23 protein-coding genes and 1 other RNA gene are annotated in these 24,663 nt (G+C 47.5%); 8 read left to right on the top strand and 16 right to left on the bottom strand.

Annotated features, from left to right (window positions below):
- Positions 1–151 precede the first annotated feature (151 nt).
- Positions 152–1,663, bottom strand: a complete 1,512-nt coding sequence (locus EI981_RS19285) for an ammonium transporter (RefSeq protein WP_127000932.1) — start codon at positions 1,661–1,663, stop codon at positions 152–154.
- 284 nt (positions 1,664–1,947) lie between these two features.
- On the opposite strand from EI981_RS19285, the gene EI981_RS19290 reads away from it, so the two are divergent.
- Both EI981_RS19290 and EI981_RS19295 read left to right on the top strand, forming a co-directional pair.
- Positions 1,948–2,376 carry a MerR family transcriptional regulator gene (locus tag EI981_RS19290; RefSeq protein ID WP_127000934.1) on the top strand — a complete coding sequence of 143 codons (429 nt, stop codon included), beginning with the start codon at positions 1,948–1,950 and terminating at the stop codon, positions 2,374–2,376.
- A gap of 67 nt (positions 2,377–2,443) precedes the next feature.
- Entirely contained in the window at positions 2,444–3,124 is a 681-nt protein-coding gene (locus tag EI981_RS19295) for a zinc metallopeptidase (protein ID WP_127000936.1), read from the top strand.
- 87 nt (positions 3,125–3,211) lie between these two features.
- On the opposite strand, the gene EI981_RS19300 is transcribed toward EI981_RS19295, so the two are convergent.
- Both EI981_RS19300 and EI981_RS19305 read right to left on the bottom strand, forming a co-directional pair.
- Entirely contained in the window at positions 3,212–4,123 is a 912-nt protein-coding gene (locus EI981_RS19300; protein WP_127000938.1) for a glutamate biosynthesis transcriptional regulator GltC, read from the bottom strand.
- A 171-nt stretch (positions 4,124–4,294) separates the two neighbouring features.
- Entirely contained in the window at positions 4,295–4,909 is a 615-nt protein-coding gene (locus EI981_RS19305) for a rhomboid family intramembrane serine protease (protein WP_127000940.1), read from the bottom strand.
- Positions 4,910–5,021: 112 nt separating this feature from the next.
- On the opposite strand from EI981_RS19305, the gene tpx reads away from it, so the two are divergent.
- The gene (gene tpx / locus EI981_RS19310) at positions 5,022–5,543 is read left to right on the top strand and encodes a thiol peroxidase (protein WP_127000942.1); all 522 of its coding nucleotides are present in this window, start codon (positions 5,022–5,024) and stop codon (positions 5,541–5,543) included.
- A gap of 84 nt (positions 5,544–5,627) precedes the next feature.
- Here tpx and EI981_RS19315 read toward each other — a convergent pair whose 3' ends face one another.
- From EI981_RS19315 to EI981_RS19325, 3 genes are all read right to left on the bottom strand, one after another.
- A complete protein-coding gene (locus EI981_RS19315) occupies positions 5,628–6,020 on the bottom strand; it encodes a DUF1499 domain-containing protein (protein WP_127000944.1) in 393 nt (130 codons plus the stop codon).
- Positions 6,021–6,190: 170 nt separating this feature from the next.
- Positions 6,191–6,381: non-coding RNA, 6S RNA (gene ssrS / locus EI981_RS19320), on the bottom strand.
- An 84-nt stretch (positions 6,382–6,465) separates the two neighbouring features.
- On the bottom strand, positions 6,466–7,329 hold the full coding sequence (locus EI981_RS19325) for a YesL family protein (RefSeq protein WP_335926207.1): 864 nt from the start codon (positions 7,327–7,329) through the stop codon (positions 6,466–6,468).
- A 139-nt stretch (positions 7,330–7,468) separates the two neighbouring features.
- On the opposite strand from EI981_RS19325, the gene EI981_RS29290 reads away from it, so the two are divergent.
- Positions 7,469–7,600 carry a sporulation protein YjcZ gene (locus EI981_RS29290; RefSeq protein WP_193556388.1) on the top strand — a complete coding sequence of 44 codons (132 nt, stop codon included), beginning with the start codon at positions 7,469–7,471 and terminating at the stop codon, positions 7,598–7,600.
- 71 nt (positions 7,601–7,671) lie between these two features.
- Here EI981_RS29290 and cshA read toward each other — a convergent pair whose 3' ends face one another.
- Positions 7,672–9,249, bottom strand: coding sequence for a degradosome RNA helicase CshA (cshA, locus tag EI981_RS19330; protein ID WP_127000948.1), 1,578 nt, complete (start codon positions 9,247–9,249; stop codon positions 7,672–7,674).
- Positions 9,250–9,554: 305 nt separating this feature from the next.
- Between cshA and EI981_RS19335 the strand changes: the two genes are divergently transcribed.
- From EI981_RS19335 to EI981_RS19350, 4 genes are all read left to right on the top strand, one after another.
- Positions 9,555–10,376: a YitT family protein gene (locus tag EI981_RS19335; RefSeq protein WP_127000950.1), complete on the top strand. Its 822-nt coding sequence runs from the start codon at positions 9,555–9,557 to the stop codon at positions 10,374–10,376.
- A gap of 185 nt (positions 10,377–10,561) precedes the next feature.
- Positions 10,562–10,756 (top strand): hypothetical protein, encoded by a 195-nt coding sequence (locus EI981_RS19340; RefSeq protein WP_068780509.1) that lies wholly within the window; start codon positions 10,562–10,564, stop codon positions 10,754–10,756.
- A 139-nt stretch (positions 10,757–10,895) separates the two neighbouring features.
- Positions 10,896–12,269 carry an MATE family efflux transporter gene (locus EI981_RS19345; protein WP_127000952.1) on the top strand — a complete coding sequence of 458 codons (1,374 nt, stop codon included), beginning with the start codon at positions 10,896–10,898 and terminating at the stop codon, positions 12,267–12,269.
- A gap of 18 nt (positions 12,270–12,287) precedes the next feature.
- The gene (locus tag EI981_RS19350; protein WP_127000954.1) at positions 12,288–12,743 is read left to right on the top strand and encodes a peroxiredoxin; all 456 of its coding nucleotides are present in this window, start codon (positions 12,288–12,290) and stop codon (positions 12,741–12,743) included.
- Positions 12,744–13,114: 371 nt separating this feature from the next.
- On the opposite strand, the gene pfkA is transcribed toward EI981_RS19350, so the two are convergent.
- The 9 genes from pfkA to EI981_RS19395 all read right to left on the bottom strand — a co-directional run bounded on the left by pfkA (position 13,115) and on the right by EI981_RS19395 (position 24,663).
- Entirely contained in the window at positions 13,115–14,086 is a 972-nt protein-coding gene (pfkA, locus tag EI981_RS19355; protein ID WP_127000956.1) for a 6-phosphofructokinase, read from the bottom strand.
- Positions 14,087–14,142: 56 nt separating this feature from the next.
- Positions 14,143–15,222 carry a tetraprenyl-beta-curcumene synthase family protein gene (locus EI981_RS19360; RefSeq protein WP_127000958.1) on the bottom strand — a complete coding sequence of 360 codons (1,080 nt, stop codon included), beginning with the start codon at positions 15,220–15,222 and terminating at the stop codon, positions 14,143–14,145.
- A gap of 580 nt (positions 15,223–15,802) precedes the next feature.
- Positions 15,803–16,795: a class II fructose-bisphosphatase gene (gene glpX, locus EI981_RS19365; RefSeq protein ID WP_127000960.1), complete on the bottom strand. Its 993-nt coding sequence runs from the start codon at positions 16,793–16,795 to the stop codon at positions 15,803–15,805.
- A gap of 55 nt (positions 16,796–16,850) precedes the next feature.
- A complete protein-coding gene (locus EI981_RS19370; RefSeq protein ID WP_127000962.1) occupies positions 16,851–17,669 on the bottom strand; it encodes a pyruvate, water dikinase regulatory protein in 819 nt (272 codons plus the stop codon).
- A 27-nt stretch (positions 17,670–17,696) separates the two neighbouring features.
- Positions 17,697–18,341: a helix-turn-helix transcriptional regulator gene (locus tag EI981_RS19375; protein WP_127000964.1), complete on the bottom strand. Its 645-nt coding sequence runs from the start codon at positions 18,339–18,341 to the stop codon at positions 17,697–17,699.
- A gap of 269 nt (positions 18,342–18,610) precedes the next feature.
- Positions 18,611–19,627 carry a LacI family DNA-binding transcriptional regulator gene (locus tag EI981_RS19380; protein ID WP_127000966.1) on the bottom strand — a complete coding sequence of 339 codons (1,017 nt, stop codon included), beginning with the start codon at positions 19,625–19,627 and terminating at the stop codon, positions 18,611–18,613.
- Between the two features lie 333 nt (positions 19,628–19,960).
- Positions 19,961–20,992 (bottom strand): glycoside hydrolase family 18 protein, encoded by a 1,032-nt coding sequence (locus EI981_RS19385; protein ID WP_127000968.1) that lies wholly within the window; start codon positions 20,990–20,992, stop codon positions 19,961–19,963.
- 24 nt (positions 20,993–21,016) lie between these two features.
- Positions 21,017–23,632 (bottom strand): transglutaminase domain-containing protein, encoded by a 2,616-nt coding sequence (locus EI981_RS19390; RefSeq protein WP_127000970.1) that lies wholly within the window; start codon positions 23,630–23,632, stop codon positions 21,017–21,019.
- Positions 23,633–23,640: 8 nt separating this feature from the next.
- Positions 23,641–24,663: a carbohydrate-binding family 9-like protein gene (locus tag EI981_RS19395; protein WP_127000972.1), complete on the bottom strand. Its 1,023-nt coding sequence runs from the start codon at positions 24,661–24,663 to the stop codon at positions 23,641–23,643.

The following is a 24,663-nucleotide window of genomic DNA, read 5'->3' on the forward strand; positions in this document are numbered from 1 at the left end:
TTTCGAAGAAACGCACATCGGAAGCATAAGCTTCGGTGCTGAAAACCGAACTTTTTGAACTCGCAATAAAAATTTATCTTCTTATTTAGCTATTGTACCCTGATTCGGAGAATTGTTACAGCTCGAAAGCGAAAATATGCAGGATGTAAATTCAATCAAGTACAGATGCCTTATAACCTCCGTCCCCCGATTTAGCTTTATCGCTCATTCCATAGTTACTTAGTCGATCTTGCCCATCATCCCGCTGTAGATGCGTATGCGTCTTTTCCTGCCCCATTATTTGTACAGATCGCTGATTAAGAAAATCCATCCCTACCGGATAGCCATATGCGCCGTGTTCGCTCATATCAAGCCCCATCATCTCTTCTTCCTCCGTTACGCGGAGCCCCATGAATAGCTTCATCCCACCAAGCACGAGAAAAGACAGTACAAGCACAAATACAAATGTGCCAATCACACCTAGCAACTGCACGCCCAATTGTCCCAAGCCACCGCCATAGAACAGACCAGCAGATCCAACCCCAGTTGTCTCCGCCAGCTCGGGTGTCGCGAATAATCCGGTGGAAATGGCGCCCCAAATCCCAGCGATTCCATGAACGGAGAAGGCGCAGATTGGGTCGTCAAGGCCGATATGCTCGAACCATCTAGCCGTGAAGAAAGTAATAACTCCCGCAAGCGCCCCAATAAGGAGAGCAGCCCAAGCTTCCACAAAAGCACAAGAGCCGGTAATCGCCACCAACGCAGCTAATACACCATTTAGCATACTTGGGATATCCGCCTTGCCCAGCACGGCCCAGGAGGCAAGCAATGCAGCTACAGCACCTGCCGCCGCGGCCAGATTCGTAGTCATTAATACGAAGCCAAAAAATCCATCCCCTAGTGGTGTTAACGCACTGCCAGGGTTAAAGCCAAACCAGCCGATCCAGAGTATAATCACACCGAGCACTGTCAACACCTGGTTATGCCCTGAAATACTGTTCGGCTTGCCATCCTTATTGTACTTACCGAGGCGCGGTTTCAGTAGTATGATCGCCACCAGAGCCGCTGTCGCACCTGTAAGGTGAACAACTGTTGAACCGGCATAATCCTGCATTCCCAGTTGTCCTAGCCAGCCGCCGCCCCATACCCAATGGGCTACAATCGGGTAGATTACGACCATGAATATCGTCCCGAATATCATATATACACTTAGCTTTGCTCTCTCCGCCATTCCTCCACAGGCAATCGCCAACGATACCGCTGCGAATGCCATCTGGAACAGAAACATTAAGTTCAACGGGACCCCAATCCCGGAGAAGACGCTAAATGAACCGATATCTCCCTCGCCCCCGAACAGAAAGCCGGTTGTTCCGAGAAAGCCGTTGCCGTCTCCAAACGCAAAACCAAATCCAAGTGCCCACCAGGTGATCACAGCGATTCCCAATGTCAGAACTGTCTTGCCCGCCACATGCCCTGCATTCTTCATTCTTAACGATCCAGCTTCCAGCAGTGCGAATCCTGCTTGCATGAAAAAGACGAGCATCGCCGCCAAAAATACGAAAACCGAGTTTAATCCAACCTGTAAAACCGCACCACCAACCTCTCCCTCTGCAGCATATGCAGAAACCGGGAACGCCAAGGCAGCGATGATTCCCGACAGACCATAGACCCATTTTCTTCTCATAAACAACCAGCTCCCTAAGTGTTATATTTCCTAACACAAATATAATAATTAAGCTGATTATATGATCTAGATTATGCATAAAACAATGCCAAATCGGCAATTACTTAAATACTCACAAGAATACTTAACATAACATGTTATATTATATGTACATTGTTATCTTCGTCTACTATCATTTGTAAAGCGTAACGTTTGACTGTATAGTTGCATATCGAGTATCATAAACCTATATATAGAGACCACATACTGACATTACTTGGAGAGAGGGTGAATCTATTGGGGATATGAAGTTGTATCGTATTGGAGAACTGGCCAAAGCTGCGAATATTAGCGAGAGAACAATAGATTATTACACCAAACTTGGCCTGATCGGGCCGGAGACACGTACACAGAAGAATTACCGTTTGTACAGTTCTGAAACCTTGAACAGACTCGAACGTATTAATCAGATGAAGCAAGAAAAATATACGTTAGAGGAAATTCGCGAAAAGCTCGATCAATGGAGCACGGTTAGCGGTGAGGAGCAGGTTAACGAGAAGCTGAGCTCCCTGGAGATACGCATGCAGCAGCTTGAACGGGAAGTCAAGGAGCTTGAACCGTTGATTTCCAATCTTAAACCGAACCAAGCCCGGCGGGCATTCACGAACCTGATGCCGCAAAGTCTCGCTTGCATTGAGGCGATCCAGATTCTGATGAATCACAATCCTTTTTAATTAGAACTGGCAGAATCCTTTCCTTTATCGGACACAATCTATTCTACAGACTTTGGAGGAATGATCAATGTATTCTAACATCATGCTAATTCCTATTTTACTCGCCTTCGGCCTCTCACTATGGGCCCAATTCCGGGTAAAGGGTACGTTCAATAAATACTCACAGGTTCCGAATATGTACGGATTAACCGGGCATGATGCGGCAAGACGCATGCTGGATGCTAACGGACTGTATGATATTCCGATTGAGCCAGTGCGCGGAGCGTTAACTGACCACTATGATCCGATTCATAAGGTCGTACGCCTATCCGAACCCGTATACTACGAGAATTCGATCTCAGCAGTATCGGTTGCCTGCCACGAAGTGGGTCATGCCATCCAACATAAAGAAGCTTACCCAATGCTCGTGCTGCGCCATCGCATGTTCCCGTTTGTGAATTTCGCATCCGGGGTAGCGCCGTTCCTGCTCTTGGCAGGATTCCTATTCGGAGCATTTAATCTGATCGGTCTTGGCATCATCTTCTTCTCGGCAGCGGTATTGTTCCAGCTGGTTACATTGCCTGTCGAATTCAATGCCAGCAACCGGGCACGCAAGATCATGCTGACCCAGGGCTTCGTCACTAACGAAGAAGAACGCGGGGTTGCCAACGTCTTAAACGCCGCTGCATTGACTTATGTCGCCGCTGCCCTAATCTCTGTGCTTGAATTGCTTCGCTATATTTTGATTTTCACGAGCAACCGTGACTAAATAAGTAATAACTTCATGTAAACTAAAATGCACCCCCTGATGAAGGAGGTGCATTTTTCATTAACCGTTAAGCTAGCACTCGCCGAGTCATTGACTCGGCGGAGTATCAATTTGAAGCCCAAAGTACTCAAGCAGGAACGCTCTGAATGATTGTGCAACCAGTGGGAGCTTCTCATCTGTCCGATAAATCAAGCCAATTGTCCTCGTTACTTTTGGATGAGAGATGCGTACTCGGCTCGGCTGCAACAAGAAGCTCTGATACAACGCCATTTCCGGCAGCAAGCTTACTCCCATTCCTGCGGCAACAAGACCGCGGATCGTATCTGTCTCTTCTCCCTCGAACGCTACCTTCGGCGTGAAGCCTGCTTCCAGACAAGCATGCCATACGATAGGACGCAGAGAGTAACCGTTTCCAAAAAGAATAAAATTATCATCTTTCAGCTGGTTCAATGTTATGCTCTGTTCCCCAGCCAAAAGATGTCCGGGCGGTAGAATCGCCACCAATTCCTCGGTCAATACAATATTTCCAACCACCTGATCATGATTCTCCGGAAATGGAGAGATAAAGGCCAAGTCAACCTCTCCAGAGACCACGTCGCGGATTAATGTAGGATACGTTCCTTGTCTGAAGCGGAATTTAACATTAGGATACAATTTACGAAATTCCGAGACGATGCTAGGTATGAAATGAATTCCGAGACTGTTCGGAAATCCAAGGCGGATCTCGCCTAGCTCCGGATCAAGAAGCTCATGAACCTCCATGACCGCCCGCTCTAAATCCTTCAGAATTGTCTCTACCCTGCTGCAGAACAATTGCCCTACCGCCGTGAGATGCAGGTTCCTGCCCTTCTGCATGAACAAGTTGACGCCCAGCTCTTGCTCCAGCTGATGAATCTGCCTGCTTACCGCCGACTGCGCCACATGTAGCTCCTCAGCCGCTTGCGTGACATGCTCTTTTTTCGCCACTTTTACAAAATACTGCAGTTGTCTTAATTCCACAGAATCTGATCGCTCCATTTCACTTCTGTTCGATATCCTTTGAAATCAGGACCATTGGCGTACCGGATTATAGTTCTATTGGATGTCAAAGCAAAATGTTAACGCTTAATCTGTTAACTAAGTCACCTATAGATCAGTACTTCTTTAATTTACCATGTACTTTCTATTGGTTCAATGATTCTTTATGAATCTGCTGAGAATAGCGTACAATACGAAGCCGCCAAGCAAGCCGCCGAAGTGAGCCACCCAGTTAATCTGCGTAACGACAAGTGAATAGACGACCCCGACCATAAGCAAGCTGTACAGCGTCTTACGGGAGCTCTCATCTATCAGGTTGCGCTGCAGCAGGGCAATGAATAAAAACGCACCATAGACTCCATAGACAGCCCCGGAAGCTCCAACAGATAGATGTAAGCCCGATGAGCGGTGATACACCGCCAAGCTAATGATATTGCCAATGACTCCACTGAAGATATAGAGCAATAAATATTTAAAATGCCCCATCAGTCGCTCCAAAGGCGGCGCGAAGACCAGAATCGCGAAGCAGTTCGACACTAAATGCATCAATCCAGAGTGCAGGAACATCGCTGTGAACAATCTCCACCATTCTGCATCGAACGGCGGAACATTGGTTACAGCGCCGAGCCTAAGTAGAGTGTATCCATTCGTCGATCCGCCATTAAGCAACTCGACGATAAACATCACGATATTAGCGGCTAGAAGCAGACTTGTAACCGGATAATAGCGCAGATAACTTCTCCAATCTTCGTATCGTATAAAGATCATATCGTTTCCTCCTTGTACTCCACCCTTTATTTTTATAAGTTGGACAATCTCTTTTTAAAACGATTATAATTAAAATTAGAAACTTTATCTAATTAATAGGAGGAGAAGACAAATGACACAAGAACGTACTAACGTAGCTACATTTAAAGGCAACCCCATTACTTTGATTGGACCTGAATTAAAGGTCGGGGATAAGGCTCCCGATTTCCGGTTAAATAAAAACCTGCTTGAAGAAGCCACCCTTGCCGATTACGACGGCAAAATCAAGCTGATCAGTGTCGTACCCTCCCTGGATACAGGCGTATGTGATGCTCAAACAAGACGCTTCAACCAAGAAGCCGCTGAGCTTGGGGAAGATGTAATCATTCTTACCATCAGCGCTGACCTTCCGTTTGCACAAGCCCGCTGGTGCGGAGCTGCCGGAGTAGATCGCGTAGTAACCCTGTCTGACTACAAAGACAATTCCTTCGGTAAAGCTTACGGCGTCCTGATCAAGGAATTCGCACTGGACCATCGTGCTGTCTTCGTTCTTGACAAGGATAACACGATCCGCTATGTTCAAGTACTTAACGAAATGGGCGAGCATCCGAACTATGAAGAGCCGATCGCGGCTGTGAAGCAGCTGCTTGCTTAACTCTCAGGACCATACATGTAATGACAAGAAAAGCGAGTAAGGAGGAAAACCTCCCTGCTCGCTTTTTTGTCCCCGTTCTGTCAATTACGCTGTTACTTTATAGGCAGCCAGCTTCTTGTCCAGTACGGCGAACAAATGAAGGACATTGCGGTAGTTCGCCCCCAGATCCCCCATCGAACCTCGGGTTGCAGAATAGACGTCGACAGCTGTACGGACAGGACCCGTGGATACAATAGATACGGTAATATCCATAACCCGTCCGAATTTGGTGCGCTTCTCCAGGGTAATCTCCCCTACGTTAGGGACCTCATGCAGCACTTTATATCCGGGAATTTTCTTCAAAGTTGAGCTTATTTCTTCCCAGGCTTTTTCCCTGGATAATTGATAATATCTCGTCTTTAATTCAGGTGTCTTCGCACGATCACTTGTTCCTTCGTAGCTGCGAAAAATCCCGACTAATGTTCTTTTTAGCGACAACCTGCTCTTCCTCCTTCATAATAGCGGCAAGAAATAGTAAGTATAATTTATATTATAGTGTAACATCGATTGAAGAACAAACAAAGTCGAATCCAGGAAGAAGACAAATAAAAAAGGCACCTCGAGGACTCTTTTTCACAAAAAATCCTTCAAAGTGCCGCATCCATTATACAAGACCCGCCTATGCCGTCCGATTATCGTGTCTCGAACCTGCTCTTAGCAGGTGGGTGACCGCAACGACGCTTTTGAAGTCCCCTCATCCGCTGGATAGGGCCTTTCAGCTGCGGCGTAATATGAGTCTCCCGAGACTTTGTCATTGGTTCAAAACAACAATTAACCGAAACGTACATCGCAGGACGTATTAACATTATAGAACTTCTTAATTCAATTGTAAACTCGACATTATTAGCAAATCGACAGATCAGCTTGTCCGAGGATAAAAGAATTAGTTCTTCTCTTTGTCCTCTCCTTCAGTCAACTCAGCAACTACCGATTCAGCATCCTCACTCGCTTCGCCATCGGTTTGCTGCGTGCCTTCTTCCTCCACCTGACGAAGCCTCTCCACCTTCTCCTGCACTTTCGTGTAGGCGATGTTAAAGTTGAAGTAGGCCATCCAAGCGATCAATGTGGCAAAGCCAAAAGGAATCAGCCAGGTGAACTTCAAGGTAATGAACCCAATCACCACTGCAGTAAGGAACGTGGACAGTGTGCGGAAAGGTCTGAGAACCGTGAGCAAAATAGCATTCTTAATTAACATTTTAACTTTCATATGAAAATGAGCTACTAAGGAGAAGAAATTAAATAAGGACAACAAGATGAAAAATAGCAGCACCATCATCACGATGCCCAGAATCTGCATATTCTTAAATTCCTTCATATACACTTCGTAATCCACATACATGATGACGATCAGGAGCGTGTAGAAGATGCCTCCCAGCATACTTTGCTTGTAATTATCCTTATAACTTCTGAAGAACAGCTTAGTAATGCTAAGATCAGTCTCTCCCAATACCCATTTCCGGGTTACCGAGAATAAAGCTGCAGTCGCAGGAAAAAGTGTAAACGGTGCCAAAACCACCATAGGCATGTAAATTTCAAAGGGTATAGGCATGTTTGTCGAAGCAACGTAATTAAGCCCGAGAAATAAGAGCAATAGGATCGGCGAAGAACATAGCACCCAATATAAATTGCTGCCGGCAATTCGCATAATCCATTCAGTAATTTTGTATAATCCACCCATTAAACCTTTGGTTTCCAAAAAATCTCCCTCCATCAGTAACAGAATCTGTCTATATTTATAATAATACATGATTCATGACCGACTATCCAGCGCCTATTTTGTATATACCTAGGTAAGAGTCTAGACTAGTTCACCCACCCAGCATAAGATATACCGTACTTCAAAACTTAGGCGAGAACATCTTCTAAATAAAAAGGAGGTTATTCTAATGTCTGGTGTTGTTGGTGGATTCGGGAGTTGTGGGAGTTGTGGTAGTTGTGGCGGTGGATGGACATCTACAGGTACGATCTTAGTATTGTTCATTCTGCTCGTGATTGTAAGCCGGACCTTTTTTCTGTAATTATAACAGCAAAAGAAGACGAAGATTGCCTTCGTCTTCTTTGTTATTCCAAACGATTCGTTAACTTAAAATTACTTATCGGAGAAGCTGCCACCATTCTTTGGTCTGCGCTCGCCGTTATTGTAACTAGAACGCGGCTTACGATCGGATGAACCACCGCGATAGGAATCGCGTCCACCCTCCTTGTTGTAGCCGCCTTTGTAGCCACCGCGATTTCCGCCTTCGCGATTTCCACCCTCGCGGTTATCGCGACGGTAGCCACCACGGTTACCGTAGCCGGAAGGCTTACGTCCGCTGGAACGGATGTCAGGATTACGACGCTTCACACGAATCGGCTCTTCCGGAGTCAATTCGATGGACGCCTTATCACTCTTCTCGCCCGTAATGAGCTTGAATGCTGCGGCAAGTAAATTGACAGAGTCGTATTGCTCCAGCAATTGAATCGCAATGCCTTTATATTCTCTAAGTTCTCCTTCTTCAACGATCTCAAGGATTCGCTCAGCTGCAATCCGTTGCTTACCTTCAATTGCTTCAGCAAGTGTAGGCAATGGCTTGCGGGTAATCTTATGACGAGTAATCCGCTCGATGAAGTGCAAATGGTCAATCTCCCGTGGAGTTACAAAGGACCAAGCTGTCCCTTCTTTACCCGCACGGCCGGTCCGGCCAATACGGTGTACATAGCTCTCCGGATCCTGCGGCAAGTCAAAGTTGACAACGTGCGTTACGCCGGATACGTCCAGGCCGCGAGCAGCCACGTCGGTAGCAACGAGCACGTCGATGCTTCCGTCACGGAATTTACGCATGACATTGTCACGTTGATTCTGCGACAAGTCGCCATGCAGGCCGTCTGCAGAGTAACCCCGTTTTTGCAAAGCTTCAGACAACTCGTCGACACGACGCTTAGTACGTCCAAATACGATCGCAAGCTCAGGTGACTCCATATCGAGTAAACGGGAAAGGGCATCAAATTTCTGACGTTCATTAACCTCAATATAGGCTTGATCAATAAGCGGGGCGCTTACCTGTTTAGGAATTACAGATACATGCTCAGGATTTTTCAAAAATTGCTGCGCCAGTTTTTGGATATTTGAAGGCATAGTCGCGGAAAATAACATTGTCTGACGTTCTTCGGGGACAAGCTTCAGGATCGATTGGATATCTTCCATGAAGCCCATATCGAGCATTTCATCGGCTTCATCCAGTACAACAGTCTGTACATCGTCGAGCTTAATCGTCTTACGATTGATATGGTCCAGCAAGCGTCCTGGGGTACCGATGATGATCTGTGGCTTCTTCTTCAGCGCACGGATCTGACGAACAATATCCTGTCCGCCATAAATGGCCAATGAACGGGTTCCCTTGAAGCGGGCAAGCTTGCCGATTTCTTCTGCAACCTGGATAGCTAATTCACGGGTAGGTGTCATAATGAGAGCTACGATATGCTCTTCATCTTTCGAGATTTTATTGATAAGCGGCAAACCAAAAGCTGCAGTCTTTCCTGTCCCTGTTTGTGCTTGTCCGATCATGTCTCTACCGGTCATCGCAATCGGGATCGATTTAGCTTGAATCGGGGTCGCTTCCTCAAATCCAAGCTCCGTTATAGCTTGTAATACTTTAGGCTCTAGGCCAAATTCTGAAAATGTGTTCAAATTGTCCTCAAACTCCTTCTTATACAGTGGACATTCCACCTTCTTAACTGTATTCTTAAGTAGCGTTTAATCTGTTTATAGACTGTCCAGTCAGCCCGAAAAATTTACATAGGCTCTGGATCTGAATAAGCATCTGACGACAAATCAACCTGAATTCTACAGGCCATTTCACCAAAATATATGGACCATCAAAGTGAAAGTGATCCCTACTCAAGAATATCTAAAACATTATAACATAAATCATTTCAAAAATACCAGTAGAATGCAGGTGGGTATACTATTTATTATTTAAGGGAGGATTTTTAGTGTTAAAGGAAATTAGGAACTGTGTTATCATCTTGATCGGGGCGGCGTTTATCGCCTCAGGCTTCAATCTGTTCCTCGTTCCACAACAACTTCTAAGCGGAGGAGTATCCGGATTGGCTATGCTGACAGGGTACTTCACGCCATTTAGCATAAATACGATGTACCTCGCCTATAACGTCCCTCTGTTAATTATTGGGCTTTTTCTGCTGGGCAGACGGTTTATCGGTCTAAGCATCCTGTCCGTTGCCGGAGTTACGCTGATGATGGCGCTCATTCCAGAGAGAGCTCTGGCCTCCGATACGCTGCTCTCGGCCGTCTTTGGCGGTGTGCTCGTCGGCATCGGAAGCGGTATTTCCTTCCGCGTTGGCGGTTCCTCCGGCGGCTTCGATATTATCGGCTCGGCCGTCACGCGCTACCGCGATTTCCCAGTCGGAACGATCCTCGTCTTCATGAACGGTGTCGTGATTCTGGCTATGGGTTACCTGAAAGGCAACTGGAATTTGGCCCTTGCCTCGATGGTTTCCATTTATTTGACCGGCAAAGTACTAGATATGATTCATGTTAGCCATAATAAAGTTACGCTGTTCATCGTAACTGATAAGACCGAGGAGCTATTGAAGCAGCTTCTGGCTCGTCCGCGTGGGGTTACGAAGATTAAGACTGAAGGAGCCTTCTCCCATAAGGAGAAGGATATGCTTATGACCGTTACGACCATGTACGAGCTTACTGAGCTAAAAGAAGTCATCAAACAGACCGATCCTGCCGCTTTCGTTAATATTGTAGAAACGACAGGCGTAATGGGCTCTTTCCGCAGACGCTGACAGACACAGGTCTTCCGCTCACGCCGTTCCAATTTTGCAGCGATGTGCTATAATAATGTCAAACGGTTCCTTAGATAATCTTATAAATATTTCTGCCTCCGCTTTACCTGATTTCACAAGCTCGTGCTTTTCCGATTTTGAATGATTCGTAACCAGAATGATTCTAGGAGGAAAGGGTGATTGAAGTGGAAATGGAAACGGTAAAACTGGCACAAATTGTTAGAAAATGGTTTCCGGATATGCTGCCTTTTTTGGATCAAAAGGAGCTTAACTCCATGATCATCCTCCGCGATGGTCTGACCATTTTGGAACCGGAAGATGCGATGGAGATTATCCAGTACAGCATCTGTGAGCATCAAAATTCGGCATTTCTTCATTAAAATGAATGTAACTGCATCACCAAGCCGTTTCTTTTGCTTGATAGCAGAGGAAACGGTTTTTTTGCGCTTTCAACAACATATAGAAATTACCATTTATAACCTTACTTAGTGCTTGCTGCCATGAAATGGAGTCTTGAGAATGAAGGAAACTTATACATTAAAGCAAAAATACATGCAGTTCCTGCATATTCTTCTCCCGATTCTAGTTACGCAGATTACGATGTCATTAATGACCTTCTTCGATACAATTATGTCCGGTCATGCCAGTCCAGCCGACCTGGCGGGAACCGCCATCGGCGCAAGTCTTTGGGTTCCAGTCCAGACCGGCTTAAGCGGCGTACTGATGGGGATCACTCCAATCGTATCTCAGCTCATCGGGGGAGGCAAACCGGACAAGGTTGGCTACAATGTCATGCAAGCCCTGTGGCTTGCAGCCGCGGTCGGAATCGTGGTTCTTATTATCGGGGGATTTCTAATTTCTCCTATATTGAATAAAATGGGATTAGAACCCAAGGTGCATCATGTCGCATTTTATTATCTCGTATCGATATCAACCGGTATACTGCCCTTATTTGGCTACATTGTCATCCGTTCATTTATCGATGCATTGGGACAAACCCGTGTGTCCATGGTTATATCCCTGATCTCCCTGCCCTTGAATATCGGTGCTGGATATTTGCTCATCTTTGGACGGCTCGGTTTTCCGCGATTGGGCGGGATTGGTTCGGGGATAGCCTCGGCCTTTACTTATTGGTGCATCTTCCTGATCGCTCTTTGGATTGCGCATAAGGCGCAGCCGTTCGCTTCATACCGAGTATTCGGCAAGCTGCACCGTATTTCACTGGAGAAGTGGAAGGAACTGATGAAGCTCGGCATACCGATTGGCTTCTCGATGTTCTTTGAGACAGCGGTCTTTGCGGCGGTTACATTATTAATGAGCCGCTTCGATACGTTGACGATCGCCGCCCATCAAGCGGCTAACAACTTTGCTTCTACCTTGTATATGCTTCCTTTGAGCATCTGTCTGGCGCTTACTATCCTGGTCGGCTTCGAGACGGGTGCGGCCCGGCTCAAGGATGCCAAGCAATACGCTGTCATCGGGATCAGCACCGCGATTGGATTATCGCTTATTACCGCCATGCTGTTAATGGTGTTCCGCAACGGTGTCGCAGGACTGTACTCCAGTGATAAGGCTGTTATTACCCTGATTACTCATTTTCTGGTCTACGCTGTATTCTTCCAGATTTCCGATGCCATTGCCACACCTACTCAAGGAGCATTGCGCGGATATAAGGATGTGAATCCAGCATTCTGGATCAGTCTGCTGGCCTATTGGATCATCGGATTGCCGCTTGGAATCGTTCTGGCCAAGTATACAACTCTCGGCCCATACGGCTACTGGATCGGACTGATCTCCGGACTGGCTGCCGCAGCCGTGCTTCTGCTTCATCGTCTCTATGTCGTACAGCGAAGAATTGCACAACGAATGATACAGGTCGAACAATCACATTGATCATAAGGAGTGTTCTTTATGCTGAAACCGGGTGAACAAGCCCCCCTCTTCCAGGCCGACAGTACACAAGGCACCATCAATCTTACCAATTTGCTTGGACAGAAGCCGATTGTACTTATTTTCTATCCGATGGACGAGACGCCGGGATGTACAAAACAGCTCTGTGCCGTACGTGATGCCGAATCAGAGTATGCCGAGAGAGGAGCCGCAGTACTAGGTGTGAATACCGCCTCCAAAGACAGCCACGAGAAATTTGCTGCCAAGCAAGGCTACCGCTTCCCGCTCGTGGTGGACGAAGGCGGGGCCATCCGCCGTCTCTATGGAGTAGGCAAGTCGCTCGGCTTCCTGACCCAGCAGCGAAGCGTATTCGTCATTGACCTGGAAGGCAGAATCGCCTTAGCGGAGAAGGGCCTTCCCTCCACCGAGGATATTCTGGCCGCCATCGATTCACTTCTACAGAAAAAGCCTGAATAGGTTAGGTTTACTTCTACTGCGCAAGTAGCAGCCGATTTTTTAGCAAATTGGAAAACTAGTTGAAATGATCCGATTTGGGCAGGTCGATTTCCATTTGCCAACTCTAACGAAACTGTGACAAGTTATTAGCCCGAAAATGCGGCCCTTTTTACTCTAACGAAACTCCATATCGTTATTTAGGCGAAACAAGGGTCTAACTCTGTAAATTTTGCTAAATAACGATATCCTGTTTCGTTAGATTTTTTTATAGTCCATTTTGCCTCGAATAACGATTGTCAGTTTCGTTAGAAGCGGAAATAAGCAAAAACACGAGATTCCGTATAAGGAACCTCGTGTTTTTTTACTTAAGTAGCTTATAAGCTCTGTACCTCTTATTGAGACAAGCGGGAAGCCAATTCATACATTTTCATATCAAACGGCTTCTTGGTCGCTACAACTTTCTCGATGTCAGTCAGTACCATCTCGCCGCCGATCATGCCGCAGGCCTTGTTCGATTCGCCAGCAATCAGGCTGCGTACAGCGAAATCACCGAGTCTGCTCGCCAGGTTGCGGTCGAATGGCGTCGGGCATCCGCCACGTTGAATATGTCCAAGTACTGTTGCACGTGGCTCCAAGGATGGCTGACGTTTCTTGATCGCTTCAACCACTTCTTCGCCTTTGCCCACTCCTTCAGCAACGATAACGATACTATGTCTCTTGCCGTTGTCAAAGTTCTGTCTCATACGGTCAGCCACTTCGTTCAAGTCGAACGGTACTTCAGGAACGAGAATCGTCTCAGCGCCAGAAGCCAGACCAGAATAGAGAGCGATGTCGCCAGAATGACGACCCATAACTTCAACTACCGAAGCACGTTCATGGGAAGACATCGTGTCACGCAGTTTGTTGACAGCATCAACGACAATCCCTACCGCAGTATCAAAGCCGATGGTATAGTCGGTGAACGAAATATCATTATCGATCGTCCCTGGCAAGCCCATCGTCTTAATGCCCAGCTTGCTCAGCTTCTCAGCACCTTGATAGGAGCCGTCGCCGCCGATAACGACCAGGCCGTCGATTCCGCGATCGCGTAAAATTTGCGCACCCTTCTGTTGACCTTCAGGCGTTCTGAATTCCAGACAGCGCGCCGATTGAAGAATGGTGCCACCGCGTTGAATGATATCACCGACGCTGCGAATGTCCATGGAGAAAATATCATTATTCAAGAGGCCTTGGTACCCTCTTTGAACTCCGAATACCTCTACACCATAATACAATCCACTGCGTACAACGGCGCGTACTGCCGCGTTCATGCCCTGGGAATCTCCACCACTAGTAAGGACTGCGATTTTTTTAACTGCTGACATGATGATTTCCTCCTAATAATTAATAAAACTTTAAATAACCTCTCTAATGCGTAAAATTACAGGCGTTTGCGGATCCACTTACTATTGGCGAAGAAGAACAGCCTCATCAGTGGGCTCCTTTTCATCAAACGCTTAGAAACATCATAGATTTCCTGCTGCTGGCTTACCTTAGGATCTGATAAATACAGCGCCAGCAATCCTTCGATAATCATTCGATGAAATGACGATGCAGGAAGCTTCTTAATGTCATGGCGAGCACCTTCTACAATGTAGGCTATCCGCTCCAGCATTATTTCCTTGCTGTCATAGTAACTGCAGAAATTCAGATCCCCGCCAATCTCATCTTCCTCCTGATCAATCAAATAATCAAGCATAATATGTAGACCACAAACATGCGGGAAGTAAGCATCGCGAATCGTCTCAGCGCTGCCTCGATCCAACTCCTCGTTACTCGCTGCCAGAAAAAGCATAAATACCCCTAATGTCGAGCCAGTGGCTGCAGCAAATTCATTCCACTGTAAATGAGGGGTACGTTCCTTGTGTTGATCCCACCACTGGATAAGGGCATCTTCACGAAGACTCGGCTTAATATGCTTGTAAACCTGAAGGTCGGTATATAGCCCGACAAGATCCTGGATATAGGGCTTAGCCGCATAATATCCCGGCAGTAAAGCGATATTGTCCCGGCAAGTCTGGACAAGCTGGTGCAAATACCCTCCATCGTCCTTCTCTTCACGCAAAGCATAATAATCTTCAAGCTCAGTCCCCGGATTCACTGCGTCCAGCATGCTTTGATGCAATAAACGAAAATCATCAGCATTCATTGAAGTACTTCGATCACATAAATTATCTAAATAATCGCTGATCGTTTGAAAAGCAACAATCAATGGAATTAAAATATGTCGTTTCGGCAAATTCGCCGCTGCATATACTGCCCCACCCTGACAATGAAATTCCTTTGTCTGAATGCTGGCCAGCGCCTGCTTCCTCAGCTCTGGATCAGGAATCTCCCCTGCGACCTTCCTCCAACCTTCCAATTCCTTACGCACATCCGGAAGTATAAACTTATACACCCGGCTCATCAGCCTTAACGGCTCGCGCGGGAACTGGTTACGGTCCTGCTCAAGTTCAATCAATGGCCTGCCTCCACAACGTTGATAGATCTAACACGGTCCATCTGCATACTGAAAACCATTCTAATTATAATATGTTCCATCTTATTGTACAAATAAACTAAATCACATACTTCAACTTTTAGATAAATTTCGTGCTATACCATAAATTAGCAATCACAGACTAAATTCGTCTCCTCATAGGAGTTCAAAAAGTCACTATCCTATGATGTCGCAAGTTCACGAGGAGCTTGGCGCGGTCCGTTGCATGTTTTTTTTAACGAAACTACAGATCGTTATTTTCAAAAAAACATCGGCAAAAATTTTTTAACGAAACACCATACCGTTATTCCGAAGAAATTCGCACTTTCAACCTTTAATTTCCTCAAATAGCGATACTGAGTTTCGTTAGAATTCGGAACTGCCTTTTTTGCCACAAATAGCGATACCTAGTTTCGTTAGAGGTTCTGAGTTCCAATTTGAACAAAAAAAATCGGAGGAACCTGACTAGAACTAGTCAAGCTCCTCCGCAAATAAACGGAGTTTAAAACAAAATAACAATTACATTGGAAAAGATACTTCGGCCGGAACCGGCCGCTTGTTGCTACATGGCTTCAGCATGTCTGAAGCCCACACCCAAATCAATGCCCTTGCTTGGCAGGTAATGAATGCTGCGGATATACCGGATCGTACGGCTCTGCGCCCGCATTATAACCGAATGAGTCTCGGCCCGATCATTGCCGATAAATCGTACCCCGGTCAGAAATTCACCGGTACTTACGCCGGTTGCCGCGAAGATCACATCGCCAGAACCGACCATATCCTCCATGTGCAGGACCCGCAGCGGATCGTCCAGCCCCATCATATGACAACGTTGAAGCTCGAACGGTCCCTGCGGCAGGAGTCGACCCTGCATCTCCCCACCAAGACATTTGAGAGCTGCAGCAGCCAGCACCCCTTCGGGCGCACCGCCGGAGCCCATGTACAGATCCACTTCATTATCAGGCAACGCAGTAGCTATCGCTCCGGCTATATCGCCATGATCGAGCAGCTTCACACGTACGCCTGCCTGACGCAGACTGTTGATCAAACCTTGATGACGTTCACGGTCTAGTACCATAATCTTAAGCTCGGATATCGCCTTGCCCGTAACCTGGCTGGCTTTCTGCAAGGTAACATCTACTGGATCTTCAAGACTTAGCTTGCCGGCCAACTGCGGACCACAAGCCAGCTTCTCCATATAAATGTCGGGAGCATGCAGCAGGCATCCTCTATCCGCAATTGCGATAACCGATTGTGCATTCTCCAGACCGCGGGCGACAACCTCAGTCCCCTCCAGCGGATCAACCGCCACATCTACGGAAGGTCCTTGCTTGTTCCCGACCTTCTCGCCGATATAGAGCATAGGTGCATCATCCATCTCACCTTCACCGATGACCACCGTCCCGTCAATCGATACGGAATCGAACATGGAACGAATAGCTGTGGTAGCAGCCTGATCAGCAGCATTCTTATCGCCTCTACCGATGAAACACGCGGAGGATAGAGCCCCCATTTCAGTTACACGTACAATCTCCAAAGCTAATTCCCGTTCCATTTGATTTCCCCCCAGTTAATAACGATTTAATATGATTCCTCTGCTAATTCCCTACTTAATCTTCCGGTGAATCCGGAATATGACCCATAATAATTCCAGCCGTCTCTTCAATTGCTTTGTTCGTAATGTCAATGACCGGGCAGCCTAGCTTGGCGTACAGTGTCATCGCATATTCTGTCTCTTCGCGAATCCGCTCAAGACTAGCGTATTGGGAGCCCTCAGGCAGCCCCAACATCTTGAGCCGCTCAGAACGGATCTTCAACATATACTCCGGCTTCATCGTCAATCCAATCACCCGGTTAGAAGGAAGACTAAGCAGTTCCTGCGGTGGTCCAACTTCCGGAACAACCGCATAATTAACCACTTTCTTGCCCCGATGAGCCAGAAATATACTGAGCGGCGTCTTCGAAGTCCGTGACATCCCAAGCAGCACGATATCCGCCTTCAGCATCGCTCCAAGATCACGTCCATCATCACAGGCGACCGTAAATTCAATCGCCTCCATTCTGCGAAAATACTTATCGTCAAGCTGATGCAACAGACCTGGCCGCTCCTGCGGCGAATCATCAAAGGTATCGATAAATGCCTGCATCATCGGCCCCATAATATCGACAATCCTCAGGTCCAGGCGGACAGCTTCTTCCCGAATCATCTCCCGCAGTTCGGGTTGTACAAGAGTATAAGCGACGAATCCGTTAAGCGGGGCCGTCTCCTCCATCAGCTTCCGCAGTTCATCCTCGCTTCTTACATTGCCGTAACGGCGAATGGTAACGCGCTGATTCTGGAACTGATGTATTACAGCCTGCACGACGGCATCCGCCGTGTCCCCGATCGAATCAGAGACAATCGTAACATAATGCGAAGCTTGCTCCATTCTCCTTCTTCCCCCCGGTTTCACCCATTATCCATTGGCTTCTACTTCTAATATAAATTTAATGATTGAGGCTTTGGTCAATCTACCTACTAAGTCAGGTCCTGTACCTTCCTGCCCCTTCTCACTCTGAACGACAACAGGTAAGCTATCCACTTCATAGAAAATCATCTTATGTGCGGCATCGAGCACCGAGTCCTCAGGAGACACGGTGACTACCTTGGACTGCCTGGTCATTACCATACTTACAGGCATCGATGCCGCAGCAGGATTTCCTAACGTTACCTTAAGAAAATCCTTGCGTGACGCAACTCCGGCTAACTTGCCATCAGCATCACAGATCATAAGAGTACCCACATCCTGCAGGAACAGGGTCACAACAGCATCTTGAATTGTCGTAGCCTCACGGATAATAATCGGATTGCTCTGGATATCCTTGACCTTGGTCTCCTTCAGTAAATACCCTCCTGATAACCGGGCCACAGCCTTCTTACCGGGGAAATACCCTACCTTCGGTTTCGCATCGATATATTCAAGCATGACTAGAATGGAGAGGTCACTTCGAATCGTCGGCCTGCTCAGATTCAGGCTCTCCGCTATTTGTTCACCGGTGATCGGAGCCCTCTTCTTCACGATATCGATTATTTCTAATTGACGAGATGTCAGTTCAATCACAGGTTCCCTCCATTTCCGAATGCTAACTTTACTTAATATGACACTCTTATCGTAGTATACATATCCTAATAGCAGTTATTCGGATATATATTCCTAAGAGATAAACATATAATACACAATATTAATCGAATAATCAATAAATAGTATGTCATATATAAAAATATAGGCACACCCCATTTTTGATTTGATTACGCAAAAAAAATGAAGCCATCCCCAAATTGAGATAGCTTCATATTTATGTATCTTTTATGAAGGATAGCGTCCAAAAATTAATTCGATATTTTCCTAAGTGATGATTCCTTAACAACCAGCTCTGCATTCAACACAAAAAGTCTCTGATCGGCCAACCTGTTGTCATTAATCTGATCAATTAATTTCTCAGCCAGCACTGACCCCATCATGTATAGAGGCTGCTCCATCGAGCTGATTCTCGGCACAACATAGTTCGTCAGACGAATATTGTCTACGCCTACGACTGCCAATTGATCAGGGATCGATATGTCCATCTCGGCACAGGCTTTATATACGCCAAGCGCCATTTCATCATTGGCAGCAAATACGGCGGTGAAATCCTCGCACTGACTCCGCAGTCTCTTGAACGCCTCATATCCGCCATCCTCTGAAAAGTCACCGTTCTCCACCAAACCCTGTTCAAATGGAATACCTGCCTCTTCAAGAGCCTGGATGAATCCTTCCAACCGTTTGATACTGTCGGTAGCTTCCGAGTAACCGCTCAGAAAAGCTATTTTACGATGCCCTTGTTCGGTCAGATGATATATAACATCTCTGGCCAACGTAATATTGTCTGTGAATGAGCACGGAATCAACGGATGCCCTACCTCCCGTCCAATTACAGCAAGGCGGTAACCATCCTCTGCATAAGAGCTTAGTTCCTCATCTGAGAGACTGGGGGTGACCATAATTAGGGCGTCTACCGTATGATTGATCAGAAATGATAGGAACTCCAGTTCCTTTGCCCTCTGATTCTGAGCATCGCAGATCAGCACTCTATAATGGAGAGAATTCGCCATGTTCTCGATCCCTTTAATAATTTCCGCATAATAAGAGACGAGCACATCTGAGACTACAACCGCTAGCGTCATCGTCTTGCGACTGCGCAGCTGCTTGCCCATATTGTTGGGGATATACTCCATCTCGCGGATGACCTGCATGACCCGCTGTTCTGTCTTGGCATTCACCAGCTTGCTCCCGTTCAACACGCGTGACACTGTGGCCGGCGATACATTTGCCCGCTTCGCCACATCGATAATTTTAATATCCTTCATTGCCTCCGGTTACCACACTTTCATAGAAAAATACCAAATGCTATCAACAATCAACTCAGTACCCAATCTATCTAAATTCCGCCACGTTATTTGCTATAGCTATAGGGTAACACAACTCTGAAGGGTTTATCGATAGTTTTCATTACAATCGCACGCTGACCATAATAAAAGAAGACCGCAGGCGGCAAGCATGCCTGTAATCAGGATATATCCGCAACATGCGGATCATGCCGTTAACCCACAGCCTTCTCATGTTATAAGATGAACATTTAAGACAAGCAATCCGGATAGAGGGCCACCGCGATGGCCCCTTCTCCCGTTGTAAGACGAGTATTAAAGTCCGCGATACATCGCATTCAGCAAACGATGCGTGTTATCGCAGCTATATTCCCAGAACATTACGCCTGCAAGTCCATTCTCTTTCACATAGGTGCATTTATGTCCGATCGACTGTTCATCCTCATAAGATATGAAGCTTGACCCATTGAAAAGGTATGGCGCCAGTGCTTCTTCATCCCAGTAACGAGTGTAACCGTTCTTGTTGATGTAATCCTTGACTAAGGCCGTATAATTCGGACCGTACCCGCCCGTCGTGCCGGCCATTTGATGAAGGCCATGGTTGCGGTCCGGCACCTGATTCCACATCCGAGAGTAAAAAGCAGCCCCGATCACGATCTTCTCTCTCGGCACGCCAGCGCGCAGGAACAGATTCACCGAGGCATCCGTACTAATACGGAATAAATCCCCTGTCGATGTATACAAATTCGTATGGTGCCCGGTCAGCACCTGGAAACCACCGCGCATATCGTAGGTCATTATCTGTATAAAATCAAGGTATTGCTGTACCTGATCTATCTCTGTACCGTCCACATAATATTGATCAGCCCCAGCAGCGATGGTTAGCATATAGTGGCGACCGTCCTGTACCCCTTTGGCATCAAGCGCTTCCCGCATTGTCTTAAGGAGCAATGTAAAATTCGTCTTGTCCTCCGGACTAGCAGCAATTTCGGCTTCACCATAGCAAGGGTACTCCCAATCCAGATCAATCCCGTCTAGCGGATACTCCGTCAAGATACGTACCGCTGATTCGGCCATCTGTAATCTTCCCGTCTCAGTCGCGGCCGCTTCCGAAAACCCGCCAGCACTCCATCCACCGACAGATAACAAAATGCTTAAATGAGCATAATTTCTTTTGATCTCCTGCAGCATTCCAAGGTTGTGCAGATGAGCGACAGAAATCCGATGATCAACCACCTGACCAAAGGCTATATTTAGGTGAGTCAGCTTCGTCAGATCTTCTTGAGTAATATCGGGGAGATGAGCATCAACGGCATAGCCGGCGACGATGTAGCTGCGCTTATTCATCTGTTCTTCACTCCATTCACTAGATTATTGCCGTATTACCGATAACACTTGCAACGATTCCTTCCCAGTACCGATCTTGTATCCCGAGGCCGTGTAACGAATCTGGTCTGCTTCATCCAGTACGAACAAATGCGGGAAGCCAGCTTCATGTGCTGGGGACTGCGAGATGATGTCCGATAATGCACCGTAGGAGGCATCACGGATAAACAGAGTCGACTTCGGCAGCTGTGGATAATCAGCCGGATCAAAGGAGGTGGTCCACTCGGCATCGCCAATGATCAATACGATGGGAGCATCAAGCTCCGTGAATGCATCAGTCAATTCTCCAATTTCACGGAACAGATGCTTGGTCGGTTCGCGTTCCGGCTCAATCCAGGCAACCAACGCTCCGCGTTCGCCGATCAGCTCGCCAAGCTGGCAACTTGCACCATCCAGCCTCGTCAACATCGTTTGGCCATCCATCGTTCCCAGCACCGGAATTTCATGCTCCACGTGTCGGAATGTTAACACGACATCTGTCTCTTCCCCGGCACGAACCAGGAAATAAGTGAAGCGAACCTGCACTGCTCCATCCTTCAGGCGTACCCCGGTTGTCATCCGGTATGATCCTGGTTCCACTTCAAAAGGCTGATCGTACACATCCTTCTTCCCCTCGTCGAAGAGAAGCGTCTTATACACCCCATGCTCCATCCGCGCAAATGAAAAATTCTCAAAATACGCAGCCTCCGGAGCATCAGCAGAAGCTGAAGCATCCTTAAGCAATCTGATCCCACCCCAGGACTTAGCCGCTTCATCACGTGGAGCCGTTGTATTCAGAACAGCATCTACCCAGACGCCGTCTGCCAAATATTGTGGCTTCAGCTCGCTTGGATGCAGTCGCGCCGGAATACCTAGGCTGCGGCAAATTGCGACGAATAATATATCCAGCGAGACAGGGTCGCCAGCCATGAGCTTGTAGGTACCTACGGGATTACCTTTGCCTTTCAGGTTCGGCAGGTCCTCGCGTCGACTGTATGGCTCGTCAAGACGACGAGCCAGCACGGCTGGATCGGCCTTGAACGCCGCCGCTTCTTTACTCGTGAATGCTTCCTGGAAGAAATGCTTATATGGAACGATCATTTCATGAAGCACACGCGGACATAATACATACTGGGTAAACACATCCTCTGCAAGTTTCCCACGTACACCCAAAGAAGCATGTAAATGATCCCTCAACGTATCTCGGAAGGTATCCACCAGATCCTTCTCATTCAGGCTCTCAAGCAACCGTAGCGGCCACTCCCCAAGTTCTCTCGATTGTTCGCGTATAAAAGCAGCGATCTCGTGGCTGTTGCCGCGTGCTTTACACAATACATCCCATACCCGATCCGCAGGCAGCCCTACTTCAGTAGCCAATTCCGATGCAGCCGCTTCGGTCATGAACGTATCCTCAAACGATGTGCGAAGCTTCGTTCCTGCTTCCAGACGAAGGTTATGATGTTGAATGTGTTCCTCACTTAATGCTTGGACAGTCTCACCTTCCCGCTCCGGCGGCGGCACCATGTCCAGATCATGTGTTCCGTTTGGCTGCTCCGTCTGATCCAGAACCATCTCGATACGGTCGTTATCCGCAACCGTTATCTTCTGCTCGCCCCATACCCCATTCTTGACAGCTCGAATTAACAGATCTCCAAGGCCCGTCTTAAAGACGGCTTCCCCCTGTTCATTCGTCGGAATCGTAGCAATCGGGTAAAATTCAGCTGTATTATATAGTTCAAAGTGCACCTGCGCTTCGCTGACAGGCCGGCCTTCTTCGTCTTTGACAGAGACGGTAATTGTACGCGTTGGGGCATAATTTTCAAGCAAATTGATTTCGGTGAACCAATCGTCGGCTAATGTAATATCCTCTGGCCCCGGATAATCGGCATAAATCCGCGTGTTGATCAGCATGGCTCTCCGTGCAGGCGGGCTGAACCATCCCTGGTTCAAGCGGGCCTCGGGCTCGCAAGCTCCGATATAATACCAGGTCCCATCGGCCCAAGCTTCCACCCAAGCATGGTTGCTGTCGCAATGCGCCCAGCGCGGCGTATATACCTGGCGAGCCGGGATGCCGATGCTGCGCAGGGCAGCTACAGCAAGGGTCGATTCCTCACCACAGCGTCCACGCGCATTCCGGATCAGCGACAGCGGTGCGATTGTGCGCAGGTCGCTGCCAATATAGGTCGCCTTCTCATGGCACCAATAATTCGTCTCTAGAATCGCATCAGCCATGGACAGCGATCTCGTGCGCCCATTCAATTCTTGATGCAGAATGCCCCGGGAATCCTCGATATTCTCCGTATTCACCCGATAAGGCAATACATAATGCAAGAATAGATGGTCCGGCACCCGGCTCCCCCAAGGCATTGTCTTGCGGATTTCCAGTGACTGCCGCACATAGCTCAGAAATAAATCGCTGTTATAATCCGCCATATCATTCACAGGCATATAAGCGTATAAATACTTAAGCGCCCAAGCTTCTTCTTCAGTCAAGTCCTGCTCAAACACGTCAAACAGCTCATGCTCCTTGGCGTGGGCCATTTCTCGCTTTACGCGCAATTTGCGCTCTATGAGATCCATCGTCTTAGGATCCAATGAAAATACGGAAGTCTGGTTCATCATTTCTCCGTTCACTCCTTCCAAAGTTTTCCGTCTTCGCGAATACAGTACATCGTCTTGCCATCCGTTGATGGAGCCGTTATCTGGAAGAGGCTCCGCGTCGTTTCTATCATTGGAGAAATACTCCATTCATCCTCACCAAGCAGCAAGTCAAGCTCCTTCGTAAATTCACCATGCTGCTCGAAATAATTTCGCTGGCGATAATACAACCTGCGCAGTTCCCATTTGATCCGCTCATCCTGCGGCAGAACAAATGTACTCGGTCCACTGACATCGGCAAATACAACATATCCCCAAAGCTCAGGATAATGCATATTGATAATCCCCATCGGGGACCAAACCCAGTTATCCTCAGGGAACGGCTTGCCTGTATCTGGATTAAGCACCTTGCTGTACTCCCCGTTCTTCGCTTCAGTCTGCCATTCCACGCGGGAGAAGTTGACGCGCCAGAATTCGCCTGGGATCGGCGAACGAGTCTCCGGTGCACATTCCTTCAGGATTTTCCACGGAATCGCCACCTCTACACTCCACTTCCGGTTCTCAGCATCAGGGCGATTAAGCTCTCCGTCAATATGAACCGCCGTCTTCAGTCCAGCGATATCCCAGCCATTCACTGGCGGCCCTCCATCACGGTAAGGCTTAACCAGCAACAAGTCCCATACCGTGTTCAAGGCATTGATCTCGAATTCATAATACTGATGTGTATCCCCATCGGGATCAATGAAGATTTCGAAGTCATTATCATAGAAGATGACCGAATCACGTTCCGTCAGTGTTGCCCAGATCTGGTCCTCGATCAGCTCCGCACCAAAATAGAAATATTCATCGTCCCACAGCATTTTGACACGGGTCTGCTTGGCCGGTCTCGGACGGAGGTCGCCTTCAATATCTACAAAGTCCTCCGTCCACTCCGCTTTCTGCCAGAACGGCTTGTCGAGTCTCCCGTCCAAGCCGAGCGGCCCCTCAGCCCGCTGACAAATATAATGCTTCGGTGCATATTTAATCCTCGGCTCCGGTACTCCACTAAGATTCAT

This window comes from Paenibacillus lutimineralis (genome assembly GCF_003991425.1).
Lineage (GTDB): Bacteria > Bacillota > Bacilli > Paenibacillales > Paenibacillaceae > Fontibacillus > Fontibacillus lutimineralis.